Below are 23178 nucleotides of genomic sequence, written 5' to 3'. Positions count from 1 at the left end.
GGATAAAAATAGGAAAAGCAAGACGAGGAAAGGAGAACGCAGATGATTGCGTATCTGGATAATGGGGCGACGACCCAGCCCTTTGCGTCTGTACGGGAGGTAATGCTTAAGACATTAGAGGAGGATTTTGGGAATCCATCTTCCCTGCATACCAAGGGTGTAGAAGCAGAAAAATATGTAAAAGAGGCAAAAGAGCAGATTGCGAAGAGTCTGAAGGCAGATCCTAAGGAGATTGTTTTTACTTCTGGCGGTACGGAGTCCAATAATATGGCACTGATTGGTGGGGCACTTGCGAATCAGAGAGCTGGAAAGCATATTATTACGACAGGAATCGAGCATGCATCGGTTCATAATCCATTGATTTTTCTGGAGGCTATGGGCTTTGAGGTGACCTATCTTCCGGTAGATGCAAAGGGACATATAAGGCTTCCTGAGCTTTTGGAGACTATACGGGAGGATACGATACTGGTATCTATTATGTATGTGAATAATGAAATTGGTGCTGTCATGGATATTGAAGCTATCGGAAAGGCAATTAAGGAAAAAAAGCCGGATATAGTATTTCATGTAGACGCGATTCAGGCCTATGGAAAGTACCGGATTTATCCGAAGCGGCTGAATATCGACCTTTTAAGTGTTAGCGGACATAAGATTCATGGACCAAAGGGAATTGGTTTTCTCTATATCCGGGATAAGGTAAAGATAAAGCCGATTATTTACGGAGGCGAGCAGCAGAAGGGAATGCGTTCCGGTACAGAAAATGTACCGGGAATTGCAGGACTTTCCCAGGCGGTAAAGGAAATTTATGACAACCATGAGGAAAAGATAAAGGGACTTTACGAGCTGAAAAAGTATTTTATTGAGGAGATAGAAAAGCTTCCGGGGACTACGGTAAACGGCATCCAGGGGCTTTCCATAGAGCAGACGGCACCCCATATCATCAGCGTAAGCTTTGAGGGAGTACGAAGCGAGGTACTGTTACATGCACTGGCGGACAAGGCTATCTATGTGTCCTCCGGCTCGGCCTGTTCCTCTAGCCATCCGGCAATCAGCGGAACGCTTAGGGGAATCGGTGTAAAAAAGGAGCTTTTGGACAGTACTCTGCGTTTTAGCTTATCGGTGCTGACGACAAAGGAAGAGCTTGACCTTGCCTTGGAGGCATTGGAAGAGCTGTTGCCTATCCTTCGCCGATATACACGGCATTAAAAGAAACTGTGAGGATTAAAATACACAGAAAGGGAAAGAATTATGTTTAGAGCATTTTTAGTAAAATATGCCGAAATCGGTATCAAGGGAAAAAACCGCTATATTTTTGAAAATGCCCTGCGGGATCAGATTAAATTTGCCTTAAATGGTGTAGAAGGCGAATTTGAGGTTGTTAAGGAGCAGGGAAGAATCTATATAGAGGCATTGGCAGACTTTGATTATGATGAGACAGTGGAGGCACTGAAGCGTGTTTTTGGTGTAGCAGCTATCTGTCCTACCGTACTGGTAGATTCTAATGACTGGGAGACCTTGAAAAGGGCTACCGGTGATTATGTAGAAAAGGTCTATGGTGACAGAGCCTTTACCTTTAAGGTACAGGCGAAGCGTGCGGACAAGCACTATTTTATGACTTCACCGGAGATTTGTATGGAAATGGGAGCGTATTTGTTAGAACGCTTCCCGCAGCTTAAGGTTGATGTCCATGAGCCAGAGATATTTATTCATGTAGAGGTTCGTGGAAAGTCCTATATCTATTCCCAGGTGATTCCGGGACCAGGCGGTATGCCGGTTGGAACCAACGGAAAGGCTATGCTCTTGCTGTCTGGTGGTATTGACAGCCCGGTAGCAGGCTACATGATTGCCAAACGTGGCGTACGGATTGAAGCTGTATACTTCCATGCACCACCATATACCAGTGAGCGGGCAAAGCAGAAGGTTGTGGATCTGGCAAAGCTGGTAGCCCGGTATGCAGGACCGATTAAGCTTCATATTGTTAATTTTACAGATATTCAGCTTTATATCTATGAGCAGTGTCCTCATGAAGAGCTGACGATTATTATGCGTCGTTATATGATGCGGATTGCAGAGAAATTGGCGGAGGAGAACCGCTGTCTGGGACTGATTACCGGAGAGAGCATTGGCCAGGTAGCCAGCCAGACGATGCAGAGCCTTGCTGCGACCAATGAAGTCTGCACGATGCCGGTATATCGTCCGGTTATTGGCTTTGATAAGCAGGATATTGTAGATATCGCTGAAAAAATCAATACCTATGAGACATCTATTCTGCCATATGAGGACTGCTGTACGATTTTCGTAGCAAAGCATCCGGTAACAAAGCCAAACATCAATGTAATCAGAAAATCAGAGAAACGGCTGGAGGAAAAAATTGACGAGCTGTTTGAGGCTGCTATGAATAGCGTTGAGACAATTATTGTAGAATAAATAAGACGAACTTTTCTATCAAATGAAAAAAAGAAAAACAGCTGTCGGACTGCCGACAGCTGTTAAAATCAATTTTATGGATTACTGAACGATGTATGGAGCGAGAACCTCAAGAATTTTATCTGCGTTTTCGCTGTGGATACTTAAATCAATCGGCTTGGATAAATCCAGGCTGAAGATACCCATAATAGATTTAGCATCGATTACATATCTGCCGGATACTAAATCAAAATCGGTATCAAACTTAGTCACATCGTTTACGAATGCCTTTACCTTATCGATTGAGTTGAGAGAAATTTTTACAGTCTTCATATAGTAGCTCCTCCTTATTATGAAACCTTTTGGTTTGCCTCTTATTCTTACAGTTATTATAGTACCGTTTCAAAAATTAAAAGTCAATATACAAAGTAAATAAAAAGGAAAGAAAATGAATATGCAAATAGAACAAGAAAGAAGTGTTGCCTTTCTGACTCTTGGCTGTAAAGTGAACTCTTATGAGACAGAGGCAATGAAAAAGCTGTTTTCAGAGGCAGGATATGAGATAAAAAGCTTTTCAGAGAAGGCTTCTATCTATATTATTAATACCTGTACAGTCACGAATATGGCAGATAGGAAATCACGGCAGATGCTGCACCGTGCCAGAAAAAAGAACCCTGAGGCGGTGATAGCAGCAGTTGGCTGCTATGTACAGGCTTCACCGGAGGAAGCAAAAAAAGATATGGCAGTGGACTTGCTGATAGGAAACAATCAGAAGTCCCATATTGTTGAAGTAATTGAGGAATATCTTGGGCATCAGGGAAAACCAGTGCTGATTTCGGAACGGGCAGAAATGAAATGCTATGAGGAAATGAATATTGAGGATGCCGGCGAAAAAACCAGAGCTTATTTAAAGGTACAGGATGGCTGTAACCAGTTTTGTTCTTACTGTATCATTCCTTATGTCAGAGGGCAGATACGAAGCCGGGCAAAGGAAGAGGTGCTTAAGGAGGCAAAGCATCTGGTAGAAAAAGGTTATCGGGAGATAGTACTGACAGGAATTCATCTATCCTCTTATGGTGTAGACCTGTTGGGAGAGCAGAATTTTATTAAGCTAAAGGGAGAACCATTACTTTCTCTGATTGAAGCTGTAGCAGAGCTTAAGGGACTGGAACGGATGAGGCTGGGCTCCTTAGAGCCGCGAATTATCACGGAGGATTTTGTAAGAGAGCTATCCGGCATAGATAAGGTATGTCCACATTTTCACCTGTCTTTGCAAAGTGGCAGTGATACGATTTTAAAGCAGATGAACCGGAAATATACAAAAGAAGAATATCTGGAGGGCGTAAGGCTTTTAAGAAAGTACTATGACCGTCCGGCGATTACTACAGATGTTATCTGTGGTTTCCCAGGAGAGACAGAGGAGCTGTTTTTAGAGACAGAAGAATTTTTAAAGACGGTTGGTTTTTCTGACGTGCATATTTTCCCATATTCCCGAAGAAAAGGAACAAAAGCTGACCAAATGGAAGACCAGGTGGTGGAAGTGGTAAAGCATGAGAGGAGCCAGCGGCTGATTCTGCTTGGAAAGGAAATGACAAAGGCTTACCGGGAAAGCTTTTTATCTGAGGAGCAGAAGATCCTTTTAGAGGAAGAGCTTATATGGGAAGGAAGAGCATACTTTACCGGACATAATGAACGCTATATAAAGCTTTTGGTACCGAAGACAGAAAAAATGGGGAGCGGACAGCTGTTAAGCTGCCGGGCCGAAGGACTTTTGGAGATAAATGGTGAGGAAGTGCTGCTTGCTATTTGAGACAGTTTGTATTAATATAGATAATAAGGTGAAGGAGTGAAAAAATGCAGGAAATTAATAATACCCAGTATTTTAAAGTGCAGAAGGAACAGGAAGTTGAGGCAAAGGATATTATTGCTTCTGTATATAAAGCACTGACAGAAAAGGGTTACAATCCGATTAATCAGATTGTAGGTTATGTTATGAGTGGTGATCCGACCTATATTACCAGTCATAACGGAGCCAGAAGCCTGATTATGAAGGTAGAGCGTGACGAGATTCTGGAGGAACTGCTAGAGGATTATATCAAGAACAATTTACGATAGGAGCTATGATTTGCGAATAATGGGACTGGATTATGGTTCTGTGACTGTCGGTGTGGCGATTAGTGACGCCCTGAGGCTGACAGCTCAGGGAATAGAGATAATCCGAAGAAAAGAGGAAAATAAGCTGCGGCCGACCCTACGACGGATTGAAGAGCTGGCGGCAGAGTATGAAGTAGATACGATTGTGGTAGGCTATCCGAAAAATATGAATAATACGGAAGGTATACGGGCGGAAAAGTCAAAGGAGTTTGCAAAGATGCTTCACAGACGGCTGGGACTGCCTGTGGTTATGTGGGATGAAAGACTGACGACAGTGGCGGCAAATAATGCTATGCTGGAAGCGGATTTGAGCCGGAAGAAGCGGTATGAAGCTGTAGATATGGTGGCAGCGGTGCTGATTCTTCAGGGATATCTGGATTGCCTTAGAAAGGAAGGTTAGGAAGCTGTTATGGAACAGGAAAAAATTGTTTTTACAACAGAGGACGGAGAAGAGGCTGCTTTTTATGTATTAGAGGAGACTCGCTTAAATGGAGCCAATTATCTGCTGGTGGCAGATTCTGAGGATGATGAGGCGAATGCCTTGATTTTAAAGGAATTGCCGGGAAGTACCCCGGAGGAGACCGTATATGATGCGGTAGAGGATGAAAATGAACTGAATGCCTTATCCAAGGTATTTGAGGAACTGCTAGAAGATATAGATATTGAAATGGAATAGTATAAGTGTACCCATTGTACATTTTGAAAATATACTTGCGAGGGTGATTAGATGCCTGAGAATCAAGAATACTTTAAAGAGCTTTTAAAGAAGAACGGATTAAAAGTAACAACACAAAGAATTGCTATATTAGAGGTATTACAGGACAGACCGGGAAACCACCTGACAGCAGAGGAGATATATGACTGCGTGAAGGAGGAGCATCCGGATATCGGGCTGGCGACCGTGTACCGTACGGTACAGCTTTTGTCAGAATTAAATGTAATTGACCGTTTCCGCCTGGATGACGGTTATGTGCGTTACGAGATTGGAACGATGGAGGAAAATACTCACCACCATCATCACTTAGTGTGCCTGAATTGCCAGACGGTATTTGCCTTTGAGGATGATATGCTGGAGTCCCTGGAGAAAAAAATAGAAGAATCCATGGGCTTTAGTGTGGTGGATCATGAGGTAAAGCTGTTTGGCTATTGTAAGGACTGCCAGAAAAAGCTGGCAGAGGAGAAAAAAGAAGAATAACGTATATTTTCAGAACTGTCAATGGCTGCACTCATTACATAAAAACAATGGAGGTGCAAGCTTTTGAAAAAGCAGGATACAACAAAAAAAGAAACTATAAAAATTATTCCCCTTGGAGGTCTGGAACAGATTGGTATGAATATTACCGCCTTTGAATATGGCGAAAGTATTATCGTGGTAGACTGTGGTCTGTCCTTCCCAGAGGATGAAATGCTGGGAATTGACCTGGTTATTCCGGATATTACCTATCTGAAGGAAAATGCGTCCAAGGTAAAGGGCTTTGTTATTACCCATGGCCATGAGGATCATATTGGTGCCCTGCCTTACGTTATGAAGGAATTAAATGTACCGATTTATGCGACAAAGCTGACAATGGGTATTATTGAAAATAAATTTAAGGAGCATGGACTGATAAAATCTACCAAGCGAAAGGTAATTAAATATGGACAGTCCATTAATTTAGGTGAATTCCGCATTGAATTTATCCGTACCAACCACAGCATATCCGATGCTGCGGCACTGGCAATTTATTCTCCGGCAGGCATTATCGTCCATACAGGAGATTTTAAGGTAGATTATACACCGGTTCGTGGTGAGACCATAGATTTGGCCCGTTTTGGTGAATTGGGAAAGAAGGGCGTGCTGGCCCTGATGTGTGACAGCACGAACGTTATGAAGCCTGGGTTTACCATGTCTGAGAAGACAGTAGGTAAGACCTTTGACAATATATTTGCAGATAATGTTAAGAATCGTATCATTGTAGCAACCTTTGCTTCTAATGTAGACCGGGTGCAGCAGATTATCAATTCTGCGGCCAAGTATGGAAGAAAGGTTGTTATTGAAGGCCGGAGTATGGTAAATATTATTACCACGGCGATGGAGCTTGGCTATATTAATATGCCGGATAATCTGTTGATTGATATTGAGCAGATGAAGAATTATCCGGATGAGCAGCTGGTAGTGATTACAACAGGAAGCCAGGGAGAGGCAATGGCAGCTCTTTCCCGTATTGCAGCTTCCATTCACCGTAAGATTTCTATTAAGCCTGGAGATACGGTTATTTTCAGTTCAACACCGATTCCGGGCAATGAAAAGTCAGTATCTAAGGTAATCAATGAGCTTTCCATGAAGGGAGCCAAGGTTATTTTCCAGGATACCCATGTATCCGGGCATGCCTGTCAGGAGGAGATTAAGCTTATTTATGCCCTGACCCGTCCGAGATATGCAGTGCCGGTGCATGGTGAATACCGTCACTTAAAGACCCATGCAGAGCTGGCAGAGGGGATGGGAATTGATAAGGATAACATTTTCCTCTTGTCCTCCGGCGATGTATTAGAGCTTTCAGAGGAAAAGGCCGGAGTTGTAGGTAAGGTGCCTGCTCATGGTATTTTAGTAGATGGACTTGGTGTTGGTGATGTTGGCAATATTGTTTTAAGAGACCGTCAGCATCTGTCTGAGAATGGACTGATTATTGTTGTACTTACTCTGGAAAAATATTCCAATCAGCTTCTTGCAGGACCGGATTTGGTATCCAGAGGCTTTGTCTATGTCCGTGAGGCAGAAAATTTAATGGATGAAGCAAAGCTGGTTGTAGAAGAGGCACTGGATAAGTGCTATGATAAGAATATCACAGACTGGGGTAAGATTAAGAATGAAATAAAGGACTCTCTGGGTGATTTTATCTGGAAAAAGACCAAGAGAAATCCAATGATTCTGCCGATTATCATGGAGGTTTAGGATGCATCGCGTAGAAGAAGAAACCTATGAGTTGGTAGCAGCGATAAAGGATAGCAGAGAGTACAGCCAGTATCACTGGCTGTACTCTGAGATAAAAAAGGATGAGAAGCTGTTGAAGAGACTCAATACCTTTAGAAGACGCCGCTTTGAACTGGAGATGACAGAGATAGAGGAAGGGCTGGAGGCTCAGCGTGGGCTGGCAGCAGAGTTTAATGAGCTTTTGATTGACCCGTTGGTAGCACAGTTTTTAAGTGCAGAATATAAGTACTGTAAGATGGTACGGCAGGCAGTTTACCGGATTACTGAATGTCTGGATATGGAAATTGATTTTTTGGAGGAGTAGCCTATGATGGAGATGTCCCAAAGTGCAAAATCGGCAATGAAGGGAATCAGTATTGTGATTCAGCTATTTTTGAACATTTTATTTTATGTGGTTCTGATTATGGCAGTGGTTAAGCTGAGTGGCTGGACCTATAATTTCGCATATCAGGTGTTTGGAAATGTAACTGTGGCTTCTGCTCCTGGTAAGCTGGCAACGATAGAGATAGAAGAAGGGGAAGGGACTCGTTCGGTGGCAGATGAACTGGAGAAAAATGGTTTGATTATCAATGCTGATTCCTTTTATGTTCGTGCGAAGCTTACGACAGGTAATAAAAAGCCGATATTGCCAGGAACCTATACCCTGAATTCTTCCATGACCTACGATGAAATTCTTGCTGTATTGACAGCGACAGCAGGAGAAGAACTGACTTATACGGAGTAGACTATGATTACAAAGGAACGTATTGGAGCCTATATTGATTCTCTGGATGCAGAGCTTCCTGCATATCTTAGGGCTATTGAAAAAGAGGCTCTTTCTAACCATGTACCGATTGTCAAGAGGCCGACCCGCGGCCTTCTTCGATTTCTGCTTCATTCTCACCGCCCGGCAAGGGTATTGGAGATTGGAGCAGCCGTTGGCTTTTCGGCTCTTTTGATGAGTGAGTATCTGATGGAGGGCAGCAGGATAACGACGATTGAAAAGGTGCCAAAGCGCATCAGCGAGGCGAAGAAAAATATTAAAGAAGCCGGAAAGGAGTCTGTAATTACTCTTTTGGAGGGAGATGCGGCAGATATTTTAGAGGAGCTTTCAAAAAAGGGTGAAACCTTTGATATGATATTTATGGATGCAGCTAAGGGGCAGTATCTGAACTTTCTGCCGCCGGTGATGGAAATCCTTAAGAAGGGCGGTCTTTTAGTATCGGATAACGTATTGCAGGATGGTGATATTGTGGAGTCCCGGTATGCTGTTACCAGAAGAAACCGGACGATTCATTTCCGGATGCGGGAGTATCTGTATACCCTGACCCATACAGAAGGGTTGGATACGGTGGTTCTGCCGCTGGGAGATGGTGTAACGCTGAGTACAAAAATGAAATGAGGATAAAATATGCGAAAGAAACCGGAATTGTTAATTCCCTCCAGCAGTCTGGAGGTTTTAAAGGTGGCTGTAAGCTATGGAGCAGATGCTGTCTATATTGGCGGTGATATGTATGGTCTACGGGCCAAGGCAAAGAATTTTTCCCTGGAGGATATGAAGGAGGGCATAGGATTTGCCCATGAGCATGGAACTAAGGTGTATGTAACAGCTAATATTACGGCCCATAACCGTGATTTAAAGGGAATCCGAGGCTATTTTGAGGAATTAAAGGAAATTGGACCGGATGCGTTAATTATTTCTGACCCGGGCGTTTTTGACATTGCAAAAGAGGTATGCCCGGAGATAGATGTACACATCAGTACCCAGGCAAATAATGTGAATTACGGAACCTACCGCTTTTGGCACCGCATGGGTGCTACCCGGGTGGTATCGGCAAGAGAGCTTTCCTTAGCAGAGATTAAGGAAATCCGCGAAAACATCCCGGAGGAGCTGGAAATCGAGACCTTTATCCATGGTGCCATGTGCATTTCCTATTCCGGACGCTGTCTTTTGAGCAACTATTTTACCGGCAGAGATGCAAATCTGGGAGCCTGCACCCACCCATGCCGCTGGAAGTATTATATTGTGGAAGAGAACCGTCCGGGAGAATATATGCCAATCGAGGAAAATGAAAGGGGAACCTATATTTTCAATTCCAGGGATTTGTGTATGATTGAGCATATTCCGGATATTGTAGCTGCTGGTATCGACAGCTTAAAGATCGAGGGCCGGATGAAGACTGCCCTGTATGTAGCGGCAGTTACCAGAACCTACCGCCAGGCCATCGATGATTATTATAAGGATCCGGCCTTGTATGAGAAGAATATGGAGCATTACCGGAAGGAAATTGCCAAGTGTACCTACCGCCAGTTCACCACCGGATTTTTCTATGGACCGACAACCCATGAGACACAGATTTATGATAGCAATACCTATGTGAAGGAGTATACCTATCTGGGGATTGTAAGAGCTGTGGATAAAAATAATCTGTGTGAGCTGGAGCAGAGAAATAAGTTCTGCGTTGGAGAAGAGGTTGAGGTTATGAAACCAGATGGAAGAAATCTTTCTCTTACCGTAAGACGGATTCTGGATGAGAACGGAGAAGAGATGGAAAGCTGTCCGCATCCAAAGCAGAAAATTTTTGTTGATTTTGGTGAACCGCTGGAGGTTTTTGACCTATTACGGCGTAAGGAAGAATAGACAGATAAATAGGAAAGGCACGAAAAGAAACATCTTAACATAAACTGTTAGAAAGCAGAAATGTTGAGGTGCTTCTGTTTTGAAATCATTTCCAAAACCGCTTGGCGCAAAGGAAGAAAAGGAATATTTGAGGCAGTGCCGGGAAGGGAGCCGGGAGGCCAGAGACATTTTAATCGAAAGAAATTTGCGTCTGGTGGCCCACATTGCGAAAAAATATGCAAATACAGATTATGATATGGAGGATTTAATTTCCATTGGCTCGATTGGGCTGATAAAGGCGATAGATTCCTTTGATATAGAAAAAGAAATACGTTTGGCAACCTATGCCTCCCGTTGTATTGACAATGAGCTTTTGATGCTGATGCGCAGCAGTAAAAAGCAGTCCCGGGAGGTGTATTTATATGATCCGATTGGAACGGATAAGGATGGGAGTACGATAGACCTTTTGGATATCCTGGAGGCGGAAGAAAAGGATGTTGTAGAGCAGGTTGATTTAAAGGAGAGGGTACAGCTTTTATATAAGCTTTTGGAGTCTCAGCTAACGGAACGGGAGAGGCAAATCCTCTATCTTCGCTATGGACTTAAAAAGGGAGAGGAGATAACCCAGAAGGAAATCGGGGAGAGGCTGGGGATATCCAGAAGCTACGTTTCCCGAATTGAGAAAAAGGCACTGAAAAAGCTACGGGAGGAATTTGAAATAGAGGAAGCCTTATGAGCTTAGATAAAGGAAAAAGAAAATGATGGATAAAATTAACTGGAAAAAATGGACACCAAAATTAGGGGAGCTATTATTAGCTCTGGCGACACCGTTTTTGATGTTTTTACAGGTTGAGCTTTTAGAGGAAAATCAGCTCTATAATATCAGAGAGCCTTTTTATTTTATAAATTATCTCTGGTACGCTCTGATTTTAGGACTTTTGCTGCTGGCGCTGCGAAGACTTCGGTATGCTTTGATGACAGCCGGGGTTATCAGTTATGTGATTGGACTCGCTAATCATTATGTTTTAGAATTTCGGGGGATCCCAATTCTTCCTTGGGATTTTAAGTCCTTTGGAACAGCCATGGATGTGGCAGGAAATTATGATTACAGTTTTGACAGCTATACATGGGCAGTTACGTTAGTAACTGCCTGCTATTTACTGCTGGTTCATTTTTCGGTTTCCAAGGACAGGATAGAGGTTAAAAGTAAAAAATATGTAGCAATATTTTCTACATATCTGGTCTTTGCCGGGGCGGTCTGGTATCTTCACAGCAACTTTGGGCTTCTGGGGATGCATAACTGGACAGTTTTTGCCTGGAATCAGAAAATCCAATACCAGTGCTGTGGTGTAGCAGCAAGCTTTATGGAAAACTTAAGATTTATGGATGTAGGAAAACCGGCAGACTATGACCCGGAAAAAATAAGGCAGCTAGCTTTAGAATATGCCGGAGAACAGCAGGAAAAGGAAGATATAGGAGCTACAAAAAAGCCGAATATTATTGCTATCATGGATGAATCCTTTGCAGATATATCCATGATAAAGGATTTGGGTGAGGATGCAGAGTATATGCCATTTTTTGACAATCTGACAGAGAATACGATACGGGGAAACTTAAATGTATCCGCCTTTGGTGGCAATACCTGTAATACCGAGTTTGAGTTTTTGACCTCCCTAAGTATGGCCTTTCTACCTTCGGGAAGTGTGCCTTATCAGCAGTATGTAGACCGGGATTTAAGCTCCTTGTGCCGGATTCTGAAAAAACAGGGCTATTCGGCGACGGCGATACACCCCTGTAAAGCTTCTAATTGGAACCGGGACAAGGTGTACCCTTATCTTGGTTTTGACGAGTTTATCAGTGAAAACGATTTTTCTCCAGAAAATACCTCTTATTTGCGGGGATATATGTCAGACCAGGCAGATTTTGACCAGCTGATAGAGGAGTATGAAAAAAGAAGGGTAGAGGGGCCGGCTTTTTTATTTAATGTAACGATGCAGAATCATGGAGGCTATGATGGCGGAACTCAAATGTACATCAATCTGATTCGGGAAACGGATAAGGAATTAAAACGGTTGATAGAATATTTTGAGGAGCAGCCGGAGCCAATTTTGCTTTTATTCTTTGGAGACCATCAGCCGAATCTTCAGGATGGCACCTACGATGGGATTAATGAAGAAACAGATATGTCGGTTTACCGGAATAAGTATCTGGTGCCTTTTGTAATCTGGGCGAATTATGATATCGAAGAAAGCACAGTGGGGGATACAAGCCCTGGATTTTTGGCACCGTTACTTTTGCAAACAGCCGGACTTTCTATGCCGCCTTATTATCATCTGCTGCTGGATAATAGGAAGGATGTGCCAGCGATAAGCATTAATGGACATATGGATGCCGCTAGTGTATGGATAGACCCGCGGGAGAATGGAAAGGATGAGATAACGGCTCTTTATGAGCAGCTACAGTATAATAAATTGTTTGATAAAAAGAATTATGTTGCAGAAATGTTTGAATTTATGCAAAAAAACCTTGCGTTAAAATATTAACAGAGTTATAATAGCATCATAAAATAAAGCTTAAAGCAATAGGGAGGATGAATATTATGATGCGTTTTACATTACCAAGAGATATGTACTATGGAAAGGGTGCTTTGGAGCAGTTAAAGAATCTGGAAGGAAAAAAAGCAGTTTTAGTTCTGGGTGGCGGCTCCATGAAGCGGTTCGGATTTGTAGATAAGGCATTATCCTACTTAAAGGAAGCTGGTATTGAAACACAGTTGTTTGAAAATGTTGAGCCAGATCCATCCGTAGAGACTGTCATGAAGGGTGCTGCAATGATGCGTGAATTTGAGCCGGACTGGATTATTTCCATGGGTGGTGGCTCACCAATTGATGCAGCAAAGGCAATGTGGGTATTTTATGAATATCCGGATACTACCTTTGAAGAGATTATAAAGCCATTCTCTTTCCCAGCCTTACGTCAGAAGGCAAAGTTTGTTGCTATCCCATCTACCTCCGGTACTGCAACTGAGGTAACTGCATTCTCTGTAATTACTGATTATGCAAAAGGAATTAAATATCCGTTAGCAGATTTTAATATTACACCGGATATTGCGATTGTAGACCCGGAGCTGGCAGAGACCATGCCTCCTAAGCTGACAGCACATACTGGTATGGATGCATTGACCCATGCGATTGAGGCTTATGTATCTACTATGAACAGTCCATTTACTGATCCGCTGGCAATTAAGGCAATCCAGATGGTAATGGACTATCTGCCAGACTCCTATCGTGGCTGTCTGGTGGCAAGAGAGCAGATGCACTATGCACAATGTCTGGCAGGTCAGGCATTCTCCAATGCTCTTCTTGGTATTGTACATTCTATGGCACATAAGACGGGAGCTGCCTTCTCTACAGGACATATTCCTCATGGCTGTGCAAATGCAATTTATCTCCCATACGTTATTCAGTACAATGCAAAGGACAAGACAGCGGAGGGAAGATATGCAGCAATTGCAAGAAGTATTGGCTTAGTAGGAACAGATGCAGAGTGTGTAAAAAAGCTTTGCAAAAAGATTGATGAGTACAATGTGAAGTTAAATATTCCTAAGACCTTAAAAGAATTTGGTATTAATGAGGAAGAGTTTAAGGAGAAGGTTGCTAAGATTGCAGAATTGGCTGTAGGTGATGCCTGCACAGGCTCCAATCCAAGACCAATTACTCCGGCTGAGATGGAGAAGCTACTTACCTGTACCTACTACGGAACAGAGGTTGATTTTTAAATAAAATGAAGTAAAAAATAGCCCCGGAGAGTAAAACTAGTTTTTGTTTTCTCTACCGGGGTAAAAAATGTACAAAAAAGTCTATACAAATGAGAAAAAAAACGTTACAATGAGGTCAATAAATATTTTGGGAGGAATGATCATGTTCAAAATTGTAAGAAAGCAGAAGCTGGCAGAGAAAATTTATCTCATGGATGTGGAAGCGCCGAGAGTTGCCAAATCCTGCTATCCTGGACAGTTCGTCATTGTAAAGATGGATGAAAAGGGTGAAAGAATCCCTCTTACCATCTGCGATTATGACAGAGAAAAGGGGTATGTAACTATTGTATTTCAAACGGTAGGAGCCTCTACAGAGCGGATGGCACTGTATGAGGAGGGAGATTCCTTCCTTGATTTTGCAGGACCTTTGGGCTGTAAGTCCGAGCTGATTGATGAAGGCTTAGAGGAGCTTAAGAAAAAACATATTCTGTTTGTAGCAGGCGGTGTGGGTACTGCACCGGTATACCCTCAGGTAAAATGGTTAAAGCAGCAGGGAATTGAAACAGATGTTATTATCGGAGCCAGAAACAAAGAGCTTATTATTCTGGAAGAGGAGATGAAACAATGGTCTGACCATGTTTATATTGCAACGGATGACGGCTCCTACGGCTTTAAGGGAAATGTAAATGACAAGATTAAGGACCTGGTAAATAATCAGGGCGAAAAGTATGATCTTGTAATTGCTATCGGACCCGTTATCATGATGAAGTTTGTAAGTCTTCTTACCAAGGAACTGGGGATTAAAACGGTTGTCAGCATGAATCCTATTATGGTAGATGGTACCGGCATGTGTGGTGCCTGCCGTCTAACTGTTGGCGGTGAGGTGAAGTTTGCCTGTGTAGACGGTCCTGAGTTTGACGGACATCTGGTGGATTTTGACGAAAGCATAAAGCGTCAGCAGATGTATAAGACGGAAGAAGGACGGGCACTGTTAAAGCAGCGTGAGGGTGCAACCCATCATGGTGGTGGCTGTGGCTGCCAGGGCTAAGGGATGTTAATGCCGCAAAAAATATATTAGCGGAAGGATTAAGACAGAGAGTATAAAGAAAGAAAAGAGGATAACATGAGTATACAGGTAGATGTGTTAAAAAAGGTGCCGGTCAGAGAACAGGAGCCGGCGGTGCGTGCAAAGAATTTTGAAGAGGTATGCCTGGGTTATAATGAAGAAGAAGCAAGGGCAGAGGCAAGCCGCTGCTTAAAATGTAAAAATCCAAGATGTGTACAGGGATGTCCTGTATCCATTGATATTCCGGGCTTTATCAAGCAGGTAGAAGCAGGTAATACAAAAGAGGCCTATAAGGTCATCAGTCTGTATTCTGCTCTTCCGGCAGTATGTGGCCGTGTATGTCCACAGGAGAGCCAGTGTGAGCAGCAGTGTATCAGAGGCATTAAGGGTGAGGCAGTTTCTATCGGTAAACTGGAGCGGTATGTAGCTGACTGGGCAAGAGAGAATAATGTAAAGCCACAGGTAACAGCAGAAAAGAAGAATAAAAAGGTAGCAGTTATTGGCTCTGGACCGGCAGGACTTACCTGTGCAGGTGACTTGGCTAGGATGGGTTATGATGTGACTATTTTTGAGGCACTTCATGAGGCTGGAGGAGTATTATCCTATGGTATTCCGGAATTCCGTCTTCCAAAGAGCACAGTGGTACGGTCTGAGATTGAAAATGTAAAGAATCTTGGTGTTAAAATCGAGACAAATGTAGTAATCGGTAAGTCAACAACCATTGATGAGCTGATTTCCGAGGAAGGCTTTGATGCTGTATTTATCGGTTCTGGAGCAGGACTTCCAAAATTTATGGGTATTCCGGGAGAAAATGCAAATGGTGTATTTTCTGCTAACGAGTATCTGACCCGTTCTAACCTGATGAAGGCTTTCCAGGAAGACTATGATACTCCAATTGCAGGTGGTAAAAAGGTGGCTGTTGTCGGTGGTGGAAATGTAGCCATGGATGCAGCCAGAACAGCCCTTCGTCTGGGAGCAGAGGTGCATATTGTGTACCGCCGTAGTGAAGCAGAGCTTCCGGCCCGTGTGGAAGAGGTTCACCATGCCAAAGAAGAAGGCATTATCTTTGACCTTCTTACAAATCCAAAAGAAATTCTGGTAGATGAGAATGGCTGGGTAAAGGGTATGACCTGCGTGAAGATGGAATTAGGAGAGCCGGATGCTTCCGGAAGAAGAAGGCCGGTAGAGGTTCCAGGCTCTGAGTTTACTCTTGAACTGGATACAGTCATTATGTCTCTTGGTACCAGTCCAAATCCATTGATTTCTTCTACGACAGAGGGTCTGGAGATTAACGGACATAAGTGTATTATTGCAAAAGAAGAGGATGGGCAGACAACTAAGGAGAGTGTGTATGCCGGTGGAGATGCTGTGACCGGGGCCGCGACAGTAATTCTGGCAATGGGTGCCGGAAAGGCTGCAGCAAAGGGCATAGATGAATACTTATCCAAATAGTGTGAATACTATAGACAAAAAAATTAGGTGGGCTAATTTTTTTTGTGGAGACATAAGGAGAGAAAATTTATGGAAATGATTATCTATGCAGCACCTGTGCTTGCGGTGCTGGCCCTTCTTTTTGCCATGTATCTTGCAGGAAAGATTGGCAGAGAAAGTGAAGGAAATGACAGAATGAAGGAAATTGCTGGTGCAATCAGCGAGGGAGCAAAGGCTTTCCTTCAGGCAGAATACCGTATTCTTATTATATTTGTTGCGGTATTATTCGTACTCATTGGTGTGGGTATTGGTAACTGGATTACAGCAGTATGCTTCCTGCTGGGTTCCGGTGCATCTGTTCTGGCAGGCTACTTTGGAATGAATGTAGCAACTAAGGCAAACGTAAGAACTGCACAGGCAGCGAAGGGAGGCGGCATGAACAAGGCTTTATCCATTGCCTTTTCCGGTGGTGCTGTTATGGGACTTTGTGTAGTAGGTCTTGGACTTTTGGGTGCCAGCGTAATTTATATGATTACCAATGACCCAAGCGTATTGTCTGGATTCAGTTTGGGAGCATCCTCTATTGCTCTGTTTGCCCGTGTAGGTGGTGGTATCTATACCAAGGCAGCAGATGTAGGAGCCGACCTGGTAGGTAAGGTAGAGGCTGGTATTCCAGAGGATGACCCTAGAAATCCTGCTGTTATTGCTGACAATGTAGGTGATAACGTAGGTGATGTAGCTGGTATGGGTGCAGACCTGTTTGAATCCTATGTAGGTGCTATCGTATCTGCCATTACGCTGGGAGCTGTTTACTTCTCTTCTGAAGGAGCTTTATTCCCGTTGGTATTAGCAGCCCTTGGTATTTTAGCTTCTATTGTTGGAACCTTCTTTGTAAAGGGTAAGGAGGGTGGAAATCCTCATACTGCATTAAAGGCAGGTACCTATACAGCAAGTGCACTGGTTGTTATCGGTTCTATTGCAATGAGCCAGTATTTCTTTGGAAATTTAAAGGCGGCTTTTGCGATTATTGCAGGCTTGATTGTAGGTCTTTTAATTGGTCAGGTAACTGAGATTTATACCTCTGGGGATTATAAATCTGTAAAGAAAATTGCAGAGCAGTCTGAGACGGGCTCCGCAACTACTGTTATCAGTGGTATTGCTGTAGGTATGATGTCTACAGCACTTCCGATTCTGTTTATTGCTGTTGGCATTTTTGCAGCCTTTAAGTTCTGTGGACTTTACGGCATCGCTTTAGCAGCTGTTGGTATGCTTTCTACTACTGGTATCACAGTAGCAGTAGATGCTTATGGCCCGATTGCTGATAATGCGGGTGGTATTGCAGAGATGTCCAATCTTGAGCCGGAAGTTCGTGAGATTACAGATAAGCTGGATGCCGTTGGAAATACGACAGCAGCTATGGGTAAGGGCTTTGCTATTGGTTCTGCAGCTCTGACAGCACTGGCACTGTTTGTATCCTATGCAGAGGCAGTTAAGCTAAATGCCATTGATATTCTGGATACGAATGTAATTATTGGTTTATTTGTTGGTGGTATGCTTCCGTTCCTCTTCTCAGCCTTTACGATGGAATCTGTATCTAAGGCAGCCTTTAAGATGATTGAAGAGGTAAGAAGACAGTTCCGTGAGAAGCCTGGCATCCTGGAAGGTAAGGATAAGCCGGATTATACCTCCTGTGTAAGTATTTCTACAACTGCAGCATTAAAGGAAATGCTGGTACCTGGTGTAATGGCAGTAGCAGCTCCAATCCTGATGGGACTTTTCCTGGGAACTGCAGCTTTAGGTGGAATGATTGCAGGTGCTTTGGTTACCGGTGTTTTACTGGCAATTTTCATGTCCAATTCCGGTGGTGCATGGGATAATGCAAAGAAATACATTGAAGAGGGAAATCATGGTGGAAAGGGAAGCGAGGCCCACAAGGCAGCCGTTGTAGGAGATACCGTAGGGGACCCATTCAAGGATACCTCAGGACCATCCATCAATATCCTGATTAAGCTGATGACTGTTGTATCTTTAGTATTTGCACCATTTTTCCTTGCATTTGGAGGAATTTTGTTGTAATCTAATTTTGAAAATTAAACTCAAAAAAGGTGCCTGGAGACTTTGTCTGTCCAGGACAATAGGGAAATGGGTGAAAGTCCCATACGGTCCCGCCGCTGTAAGGAAGGAGCTTATTGCCCGCATGCCACTGACTTTTTGTTGGGAAGGCAGGGCTTTAGGTGAGAATGTCCAAGTCAGAAGACCTGCCTTTTTGGGTGGAATTACAGGACGCTACGAGGATAGCAGATGTAGTAGATACCCCTTTGGGAAAAGGAGTTTGATTTATTATGCTGTCTGAGATGGTGTTTGCTGTTTCAGACAGCGTTTTTTAATTCGATAGTCAGAAATAAGGAGGAAAAAGATGGAAGCGAACAAAAAGAAAAAAACAGGGCTTTTGGTCGGAGGCGTTGCACTTCTGGCGGTTATTCTGGTGGCAGTGTATATGATGTTTGGGCCAAAGGCTGTAAAGGGAAGTAAGACTATTACCTTTGAGGTAATCAATGCAGAGGCTCAGAGTGAGGAATTTACCCTTCGTACAGATGCTGAGTATCTTGGAGATGCTCTTTTGGAAGAGGAGCTGGTGAAAGGAGAAAAGGGTGAATATGGTCTGTTTGTAACTGAGGTAAATGGAATTGCTGCTAATGCAGATAACCAGGAATGGTGGTGCTTTACCAAGGGTGGAGAAATGGTAAATACCGGTGTAGATACAACTCCGATTGCAGATGGAGACCATTTTGAAGCAACCTTAACGGCAGGTTATTAAAAAAGGAGGCAGGAAAATGAAGGCAAGGGATATTGTGACTATTGGTGCATTAAGTGCAGTACTTTTTTTAAGTCAGATAGCCTTTGCCTTTCTGCCTAATATTGAGCTTGTTTCTATACTGGTGATAGCCTTTACGTTGGTATTGGGTAGAAAAACCCTTTATATCATCTATGTATTTGCCTTGTGCGAGGGTATTTATTATGGCTTTGGCGTCTGGTGGATTATGTATCTGTATGTCTGGACTATTTTATATTTTATGGTGAGGCTGTTCCGGAAACAGACGGGAAAATTATTCTGGGCAGCTCTGTCCGGAGGTTATGGCTTGATTTTTGGAGCCTTGTGCTCCATTCCTTATTTTTTTATATCGGGTATCGGTGGAGGTCTGGCATATTGGGTCAGCGGTATTCCCTTCGATTTAATTCATGGGGCAGGCAATTTTGTTGTAGCCTTGGTTACTTTGGAACCGATACTTTGGATTTTACGACAGATGGCAGGTACAGACATTGACAAGAAGGGAGATTTTTAACCTTGATTAAACGGGAGGCAGCTGCATACCTGGTGGTAGGTGTGGTCACAACTGTGATTAATATGGCGGTCTATTACATATGCTATAATATGGCAGATATTTCCAATCTGTTTTCTAATGGAATGGCCTGGGTTCTGGCAGTCGTTTTTGCCTATTTCGCCAATGACCGCCTGGTGTTTACTGCGACAAAGGGTGGCGGTTTCCGAGCAGAGCTAAAGAAAATGAAACGCTTTTTCGTAGCCCGTATTTTTTCTTTTTTTGTAGATGAAGCAGGTATGTATCTGCTGGTAGACCTTCTTTTTGTAAATAATATGTTTTCAAAAGTAGCGATGAATGTTATAATAATTCTGTTGAACTATATTTTGAGTAAGTTTTTTATATTCAAAGAGTAAGAAAGCAGAGGAAAGAATGGAGATAGAAAAGAAGTTTAAAGTCATAAGACTTCCAGAGAACTACAAGGCTTATACGAAAAGAGAGATAGAACAGTGCTATCTTTGTACCAGTCCTGTCATACGAATTCGTAAAAGTAATGAGGATTATATCCTTACCTACAAGTCAAAGGCCGGAGTGGGAGAAGGTAAGACTGTAAGAATATGTAATGAGCTGGAGGTACCATTGACGGAGGAAAGCTATCTGCATCTAAAGGAAAAGGCAGATGGTATGGTTATTGTAAAGACCCGTTATTTATTGCCACTTTCCGATGGGCATAGGGCGGAGCTGGATGTATTTCATAAGGCTCATGAGGGACTTGTTATTGTTGAGGTTGAATTTGGCAGCGAGGAAGAGGCAGGTTCTTTTGTGCCACCAGAGTGGTTTGGTGAGGATGTAAGCTGTGATAACCGATATACGAATCAATGGCTTGCATTCCACCAGGATTGGAGATGAGAGTATGGGAGAACAAATCATTTGGATTTTTTCAGGAGTGACTTTGTTTCTGCTGCTTTGCTGCCTTTATGCTTTGCATGATGCACGGCGGCTTTCCGGGATAGTAAAGGAAAAGGAGGAAAAGGAGGCTAAGGCAGTAGAGCAGTTGGAGGAGCTTACTAAAGATAAGGAGCTTTTAGAAATTCAACTGGAGGAAACGAAAAAAAGCAGTGAGAAAAATCACAGACTGGCATTCTATGATTATAAGACAGGGCTCCCCAATAATCTGGCTTTGACAGAGCTTCTGGATGGTACTATGAAGACCTTTCGGAAGGACGAAAAGCTGGTACTCATTTATATTGATTTGGAAGAGCTGGAGCGTCTGGACCGACAGGTTAGTTACGCCTATAAGGATGAACTTTTGGTGGATGTGGCAGACCGACTTCGTCAGGCACTGGAGGAAAATGATATGCTGACCTGTGTAGATGGTGGTCGTTTTATTATTTTGGCACAGAATCTGGATTCGGCAGAAGCGATAGAGGAGAAGCTGAAGCGGATAAGGAAGCTATTCTCTTATCCTTTTGTGCTGGCGGCGACAGAAATCTTTTTGAATATTAATATAGGAATTTGTGTAGCACCACAGGATGGAAAGACAGCACAGACGCTGCTTAAAAATCTGAATACAGCATTGTTTGCGGCAAAGCGAAAGGGTAGAAACCAGTACTGCTATTTTGAAGAAGAGCTTTCTAAAGCAATGATGAGCCGTATTGAGCTCCAGTCACAGCTGAGAAATGGCATTGAGAAGGAGGAATTTGAGGTATACTATCAGCCGCAGGTGGATATAAAAACAGAAAGAGTAAAGGGCTTTGAGGCCCTGGTACGCTGGAACCACCCGACCAAAGGAGTGCTTTTGCCAGAGGCATTTTTGCCTCTGGCAGAGGATACAGGGCTTATCGTCACGATTGGGAAATGGGTCGTTCTTGAGGCCTGTAGGCAGCTGAAGCTTTGGAATGAGGCTGGATACCGTGATTTGATGATTGGCATGAATCTTTCCTTAAGACAGCTTCGGGAAAAGAATCTGGCAGAGGAGATTCAGTGGATTCTTAAGGAAACTGGAGTAAAACCGGATAACATCTTATTTGATATACCAGAGCAGGCGGCAGTAGAGGAGCCAGACCTTACTGTAAAACGGATACAGGAGCTGGAGTCTTTGGGGGTGAAGATTTCTCTGGAGCATTTTGGCCTCGGACTTTGTTATCTGGAGCATCTGGCAGATATTCCGATACATTCCTTTAAGATAGACCATTCCTTTGTCGAGAAGGAGGATGAGCGTTCTTTACCGGTACTTATGGCTCTGGCAAAGGCTTATGGTGCTAACCTGGTGGCTGGCGGTGTGGAAAATGAGGCACAGAAGAGGCTGCTGCTTGGTACCGGCTGTGATCTGGTACAGGGCTTTTTGTACAGTGAGCCTGTTGACTCTAAGGAAGCAGAAGAATTTTTAAAATGGTAAAAGCCAATGCAAGAACTAAAGAAGCCTTGACATATTTTGCAGCTTTACGTATAATACTACTAAAGGGTAGTAATACCTCAAATGTATCTCCGCTTACCGATAGCGGAGGAAACAAATAATCGGGTTCAAATGTATCTCCGCTTACCGATAGCGGAGCCGAAACAAATAATCGGGTTCAAATGCTCCGTTAAGTCTCTGTTTTTTGACAGAGACTTAACTTATTTTACAAGAGAGGTACAATATCAAATGAAACAGGGAACTTTTTTCTTTATTACAGATGACTTTTTCAAAAAGCATGATATGGATGGACGTTTGATGAAAAATAAAGATGGTATCCATAATCGGCCTTGTTTTTATGCCTTTCCAGATAAAAAAGAGCCGAATATTTTTTGGTGTGTTCCTATTTCTTCTCAAATTGAAAAATTTGAAAGAATTGTTCATAACAAAATCTCAAAACAGATGGAAAAAGGGTACAAAACTCCAAAATGCAATACAATTCGGTTTGGTGAAGTCTTAGGTCAAAAAAGAGCTTTTCTTATTCAAAATATGTTTCCTGTTACAGCTGCATATGTTTTTGCTACTTACATAGATAAAAACACGAAGAATCCGGTTACAATCGCCCCGGACACGGAAAAAGACATTGTTACAAATGCCAGAGAGATATTAAAGCTTGTGTTTCGGGGGTATAACAATCTTGTTTTCACTGATATTCAGAAAACTTATGCCGACTTAATCGCAGAGCTGCACCCCGGACACTGAAAAAGGGCTGTAAAAATTTTTTACAGCCCTTTTTATGCATCCGACAGGATTCGAACCTGCGACCTTTGGCGTCGGAAGCCAATGCACTATCCAGCTATGCAACGGATGCACAATCAAAATATTTATCTTTTGTATTATATCGAATCAAAGTGAATTTGTCAAGGAGAATATCAAAGGGATTATAAGTTTTGTTACAAAAAAAATACAACAAATTACCTCTATTTTACAACAATGCTATTGAAAAAAAGGAGGTGGTAAGTTATATTTAGTGTCTGCTGATTAAACTAAAACACTTAATTTTACTGACTTTTACCTCG

25 protein-coding genes, 1 tRNA gene and 1 riboswitch are annotated in these 23178 nt (G+C 42.9%); of the genes, 24 read left to right on the top strand and 2 right to left on the bottom strand.

The window, feature by feature from the left end; translation table 11 throughout:
* Positions 1–42 precede the first annotated feature (42 nt).
* A complete protein-coding gene (locus ASU35_RS05100) occupies positions 43–1206 on the top strand; it encodes a cysteine desulfurase family protein (RefSeq protein ID WP_058351974.1) in 1164 nt (387 codons plus the stop codon).
* Between the two features lie 39 nt (positions 1207–1245).
* The gene (gene thiI, locus ASU35_RS05095; protein ID WP_058351973.1) at positions 1246–2427 is read left to right on the top strand and encodes a tRNA uracil 4-sulfurtransferase ThiI; all 1182 of its coding nucleotides are present in this window, start codon (positions 1246–1248) and stop codon (positions 2425–2427) included.
* A gap of 81 nt (positions 2428–2508) precedes the next feature.
* Here the strand turns inward: thiI and ASU35_RS05090 are convergent, their stop codons facing one another.
* Positions 2509–2739: an HPr family phosphocarrier protein gene (locus ASU35_RS05090; RefSeq protein WP_058351972.1), complete on the bottom strand. Its 231-nt coding sequence runs from the start codon at positions 2737–2739 to the stop codon at positions 2509–2511.
* 121 nt (positions 2740–2860) lie between these two features.
* On the opposite strand from ASU35_RS05090, the gene mtaB reads away from it, so the two are divergent.
* The 22 genes from mtaB to cptIN all read left to right on the top strand — a co-directional run bounded on the left by mtaB (position 2861) and on the right by cptIN (position 22861).
* Positions 2861–4216 carry a tRNA (N(6)-L-threonylcarbamoyladenosine(37)-C(2))-methylthiotransferase MtaB gene (gene mtaB / locus ASU35_RS05085; protein ID WP_058352009.1) on the top strand — a complete coding sequence of 452 codons (1356 nt, stop codon included), beginning with the start codon at positions 2861–2863 and terminating at the stop codon, positions 4214–4216.
* Positions 4217–4260: 44 nt separating this feature from the next.
* The gene (locus ASU35_RS05080; RefSeq protein WP_058351971.1) at positions 4261–4521 is read left to right on the top strand and encodes an IreB family regulatory phosphoprotein; all 261 of its coding nucleotides are present in this window, start codon (positions 4261–4263) and stop codon (positions 4519–4521) included.
* Positions 4522–4531: 10 nt separating this feature from the next.
* Positions 4532–4960 (top strand): Holliday junction resolvase RuvX, encoded by a 429-nt coding sequence (gene ruvX / locus ASU35_RS05075; RefSeq protein WP_058351970.1) that lies wholly within the window; start codon positions 4532–4534, stop codon positions 4958–4960.
* Positions 4961–4969: 9 nt separating this feature from the next.
* A complete protein-coding gene (locus ASU35_RS05070; protein WP_058351969.1) occupies positions 4970–5236 on the top strand; it encodes a DUF1292 domain-containing protein in 267 nt (88 codons plus the stop codon).
* 51 nt (positions 5237–5287) lie between these two features.
* Positions 5288–5755, top strand: coding sequence for a Fur family transcriptional regulator (locus tag ASU35_RS05065; protein ID WP_058351968.1), 468 nt, complete (start codon positions 5288–5290; stop codon positions 5753–5755).
* 63 nt (positions 5756–5818) lie between these two features.
* Positions 5819–7492 (top strand): ribonuclease J, encoded by a 1674-nt coding sequence (locus ASU35_RS05060; RefSeq protein WP_058351967.1) that lies wholly within the window; start codon positions 5819–5821, stop codon positions 7490–7492.
* A 1-nt stretch (position 7493) separates the two neighbouring features.
* Positions 7494–7835 (top strand): YlbF/YmcA family competence regulator, encoded by a 342-nt coding sequence (locus ASU35_RS05055; RefSeq protein ID WP_058351966.1) that lies wholly within the window; start codon positions 7494–7496, stop codon positions 7833–7835.
* Between the two features lie 3 nt (positions 7836–7838).
* Positions 7839–8255 (top strand): endolytic transglycosylase MltG, encoded by a 417-nt coding sequence (locus ASU35_RS05050; RefSeq protein ID WP_058351965.1) that lies wholly within the window; start codon positions 7839–7841, stop codon positions 8253–8255.
* Between the two features lie 3 nt (positions 8256–8258).
* Complete coding sequence (locus tag ASU35_RS05045; protein WP_058351964.1) at positions 8259–8912, top strand: O-methyltransferase; 654 nt, start codon at positions 8259–8261, stop codon at positions 8910–8912.
* 9 nt (positions 8913–8921) lie between these two features.
* Positions 8922–10151: a peptidase U32 family protein gene (locus tag ASU35_RS05040; protein WP_058351963.1), complete on the top strand. Its 1230-nt coding sequence runs from the start codon at positions 8922–8924 to the stop codon at positions 10149–10151.
* A 79-nt stretch (positions 10152–10230) separates the two neighbouring features.
* Entirely contained in the window at positions 10231–10866 is a 636-nt protein-coding gene (gene sigK / locus ASU35_RS05035; protein WP_058351962.1) for an RNA polymerase sporulation sigma factor SigK, read from the top strand.
* 22 nt (positions 10867–10888) lie between these two features.
* Positions 10889–12673, top strand: coding sequence for an LTA synthase family protein (locus ASU35_RS05030; protein WP_058351961.1), 1785 nt, complete (start codon positions 10889–10891; stop codon positions 12671–12673).
* A 56-nt stretch (positions 12674–12729) separates the two neighbouring features.
* Entirely contained in the window at positions 12730–13908 is a 1179-nt protein-coding gene (locus ASU35_RS05025) for an iron-containing alcohol dehydrogenase (protein WP_058351960.1), read from the top strand.
* A 142-nt stretch (positions 13909–14050) separates the two neighbouring features.
* Positions 14051–14935 (top strand): sulfide/dihydroorotate dehydrogenase-like FAD/NAD-binding protein, encoded by an 885-nt coding sequence (locus ASU35_RS05020; RefSeq protein WP_058351959.1) that lies wholly within the window; start codon positions 14051–14053, stop codon positions 14933–14935.
* A 75-nt stretch (positions 14936–15010) separates the two neighbouring features.
* Positions 15011–16405 carry an NADPH-dependent glutamate synthase gene (gene gltA, locus ASU35_RS05015; protein WP_058351958.1) on the top strand — a complete coding sequence of 465 codons (1395 nt, stop codon included), beginning with the start codon at positions 15011–15013 and terminating at the stop codon, positions 16403–16405.
* A 69-nt stretch (positions 16406–16474) separates the two neighbouring features.
* Positions 16475–18460 (top strand): sodium-translocating pyrophosphatase, encoded by a 1986-nt coding sequence (locus ASU35_RS05010; RefSeq protein ID WP_058351957.1) that lies wholly within the window; start codon positions 16475–16477, stop codon positions 18458–18460.
* A 10-nt stretch (positions 18461–18470) separates the two neighbouring features.
* A riboswitch (cobalamin riboswitch) is annotated at positions 18471–18664 on the top strand.
* Positions 18665–18800: 136 nt separating this feature from the next.
* Positions 18801–19202: a DUF4430 domain-containing protein gene (locus tag ASU35_RS05000; protein ID WP_058351955.1), complete on the top strand. Its 402-nt coding sequence runs from the start codon at positions 18801–18803 to the stop codon at positions 19200–19202.
* Between the two features lie 16 nt (positions 19203–19218).
* The gene (locus ASU35_RS04995) at positions 19219–19728 is read left to right on the top strand and encodes a hypothetical protein (protein ID WP_058351954.1); all 510 of its coding nucleotides are present in this window, start codon (positions 19219–19221) and stop codon (positions 19726–19728) included.
* A gap of 2 nt (positions 19729–19730) precedes the next feature.
* On the top strand, positions 19731–20120 hold the full coding sequence (locus ASU35_RS04990) for a GtrA family protein (RefSeq protein ID WP_058351953.1): 390 nt from the start codon (positions 19731–19733) through the stop codon (positions 20118–20120).
* A 16-nt stretch (positions 20121–20136) separates the two neighbouring features.
* Complete coding sequence (locus tag ASU35_RS04985) at positions 20137–20613, top strand: CYTH domain-containing protein (protein ID WP_058351952.1); 477 nt, start codon at positions 20137–20139, stop codon at positions 20611–20613.
* A 4-nt stretch (positions 20614–20617) separates the two neighbouring features.
* Positions 20618–22102 carry a putative bifunctional diguanylate cyclase/phosphodiesterase gene (locus ASU35_RS04980; protein WP_058351951.1) on the top strand — a complete coding sequence of 495 codons (1485 nt, stop codon included), beginning with the start codon at positions 20618–20620 and terminating at the stop codon, positions 22100–22102.
* A gap of 81 nt (positions 22103–22183) precedes the next feature.
* A complete protein-coding gene (cptIN, locus tag ASU35_RS04975; RefSeq protein WP_423229969.1) occupies positions 22184–22861 on the top strand; it encodes a type III toxin-antitoxin system CptIN family toxin in 678 nt (225 codons plus the stop codon).
* Between the two features lie 35 nt (positions 22862–22896).
* Here cptIN and ASU35_RS04970 read toward each other — a convergent pair.
* Positions 22897–22970, bottom strand: a tRNA-Arg gene (locus tag ASU35_RS04970).
* Positions 22971–23178 lie beyond the last annotated feature (208 nt).

It is taken from the genome of Acetivibrio ethanolgignens, assembly GCF_001461035.1.
Classification (GTDB): domain Bacteria; phylum Bacillota; class Clostridia; order Lachnospirales; family Lachnospiraceae; genus Velocimicrobium; species Velocimicrobium ethanolgignens.
The sequence above is the reverse complement of the archived record's forward strand: the minus strand, read 5'-3'. Positions and strand labels throughout refer to the sequence as shown.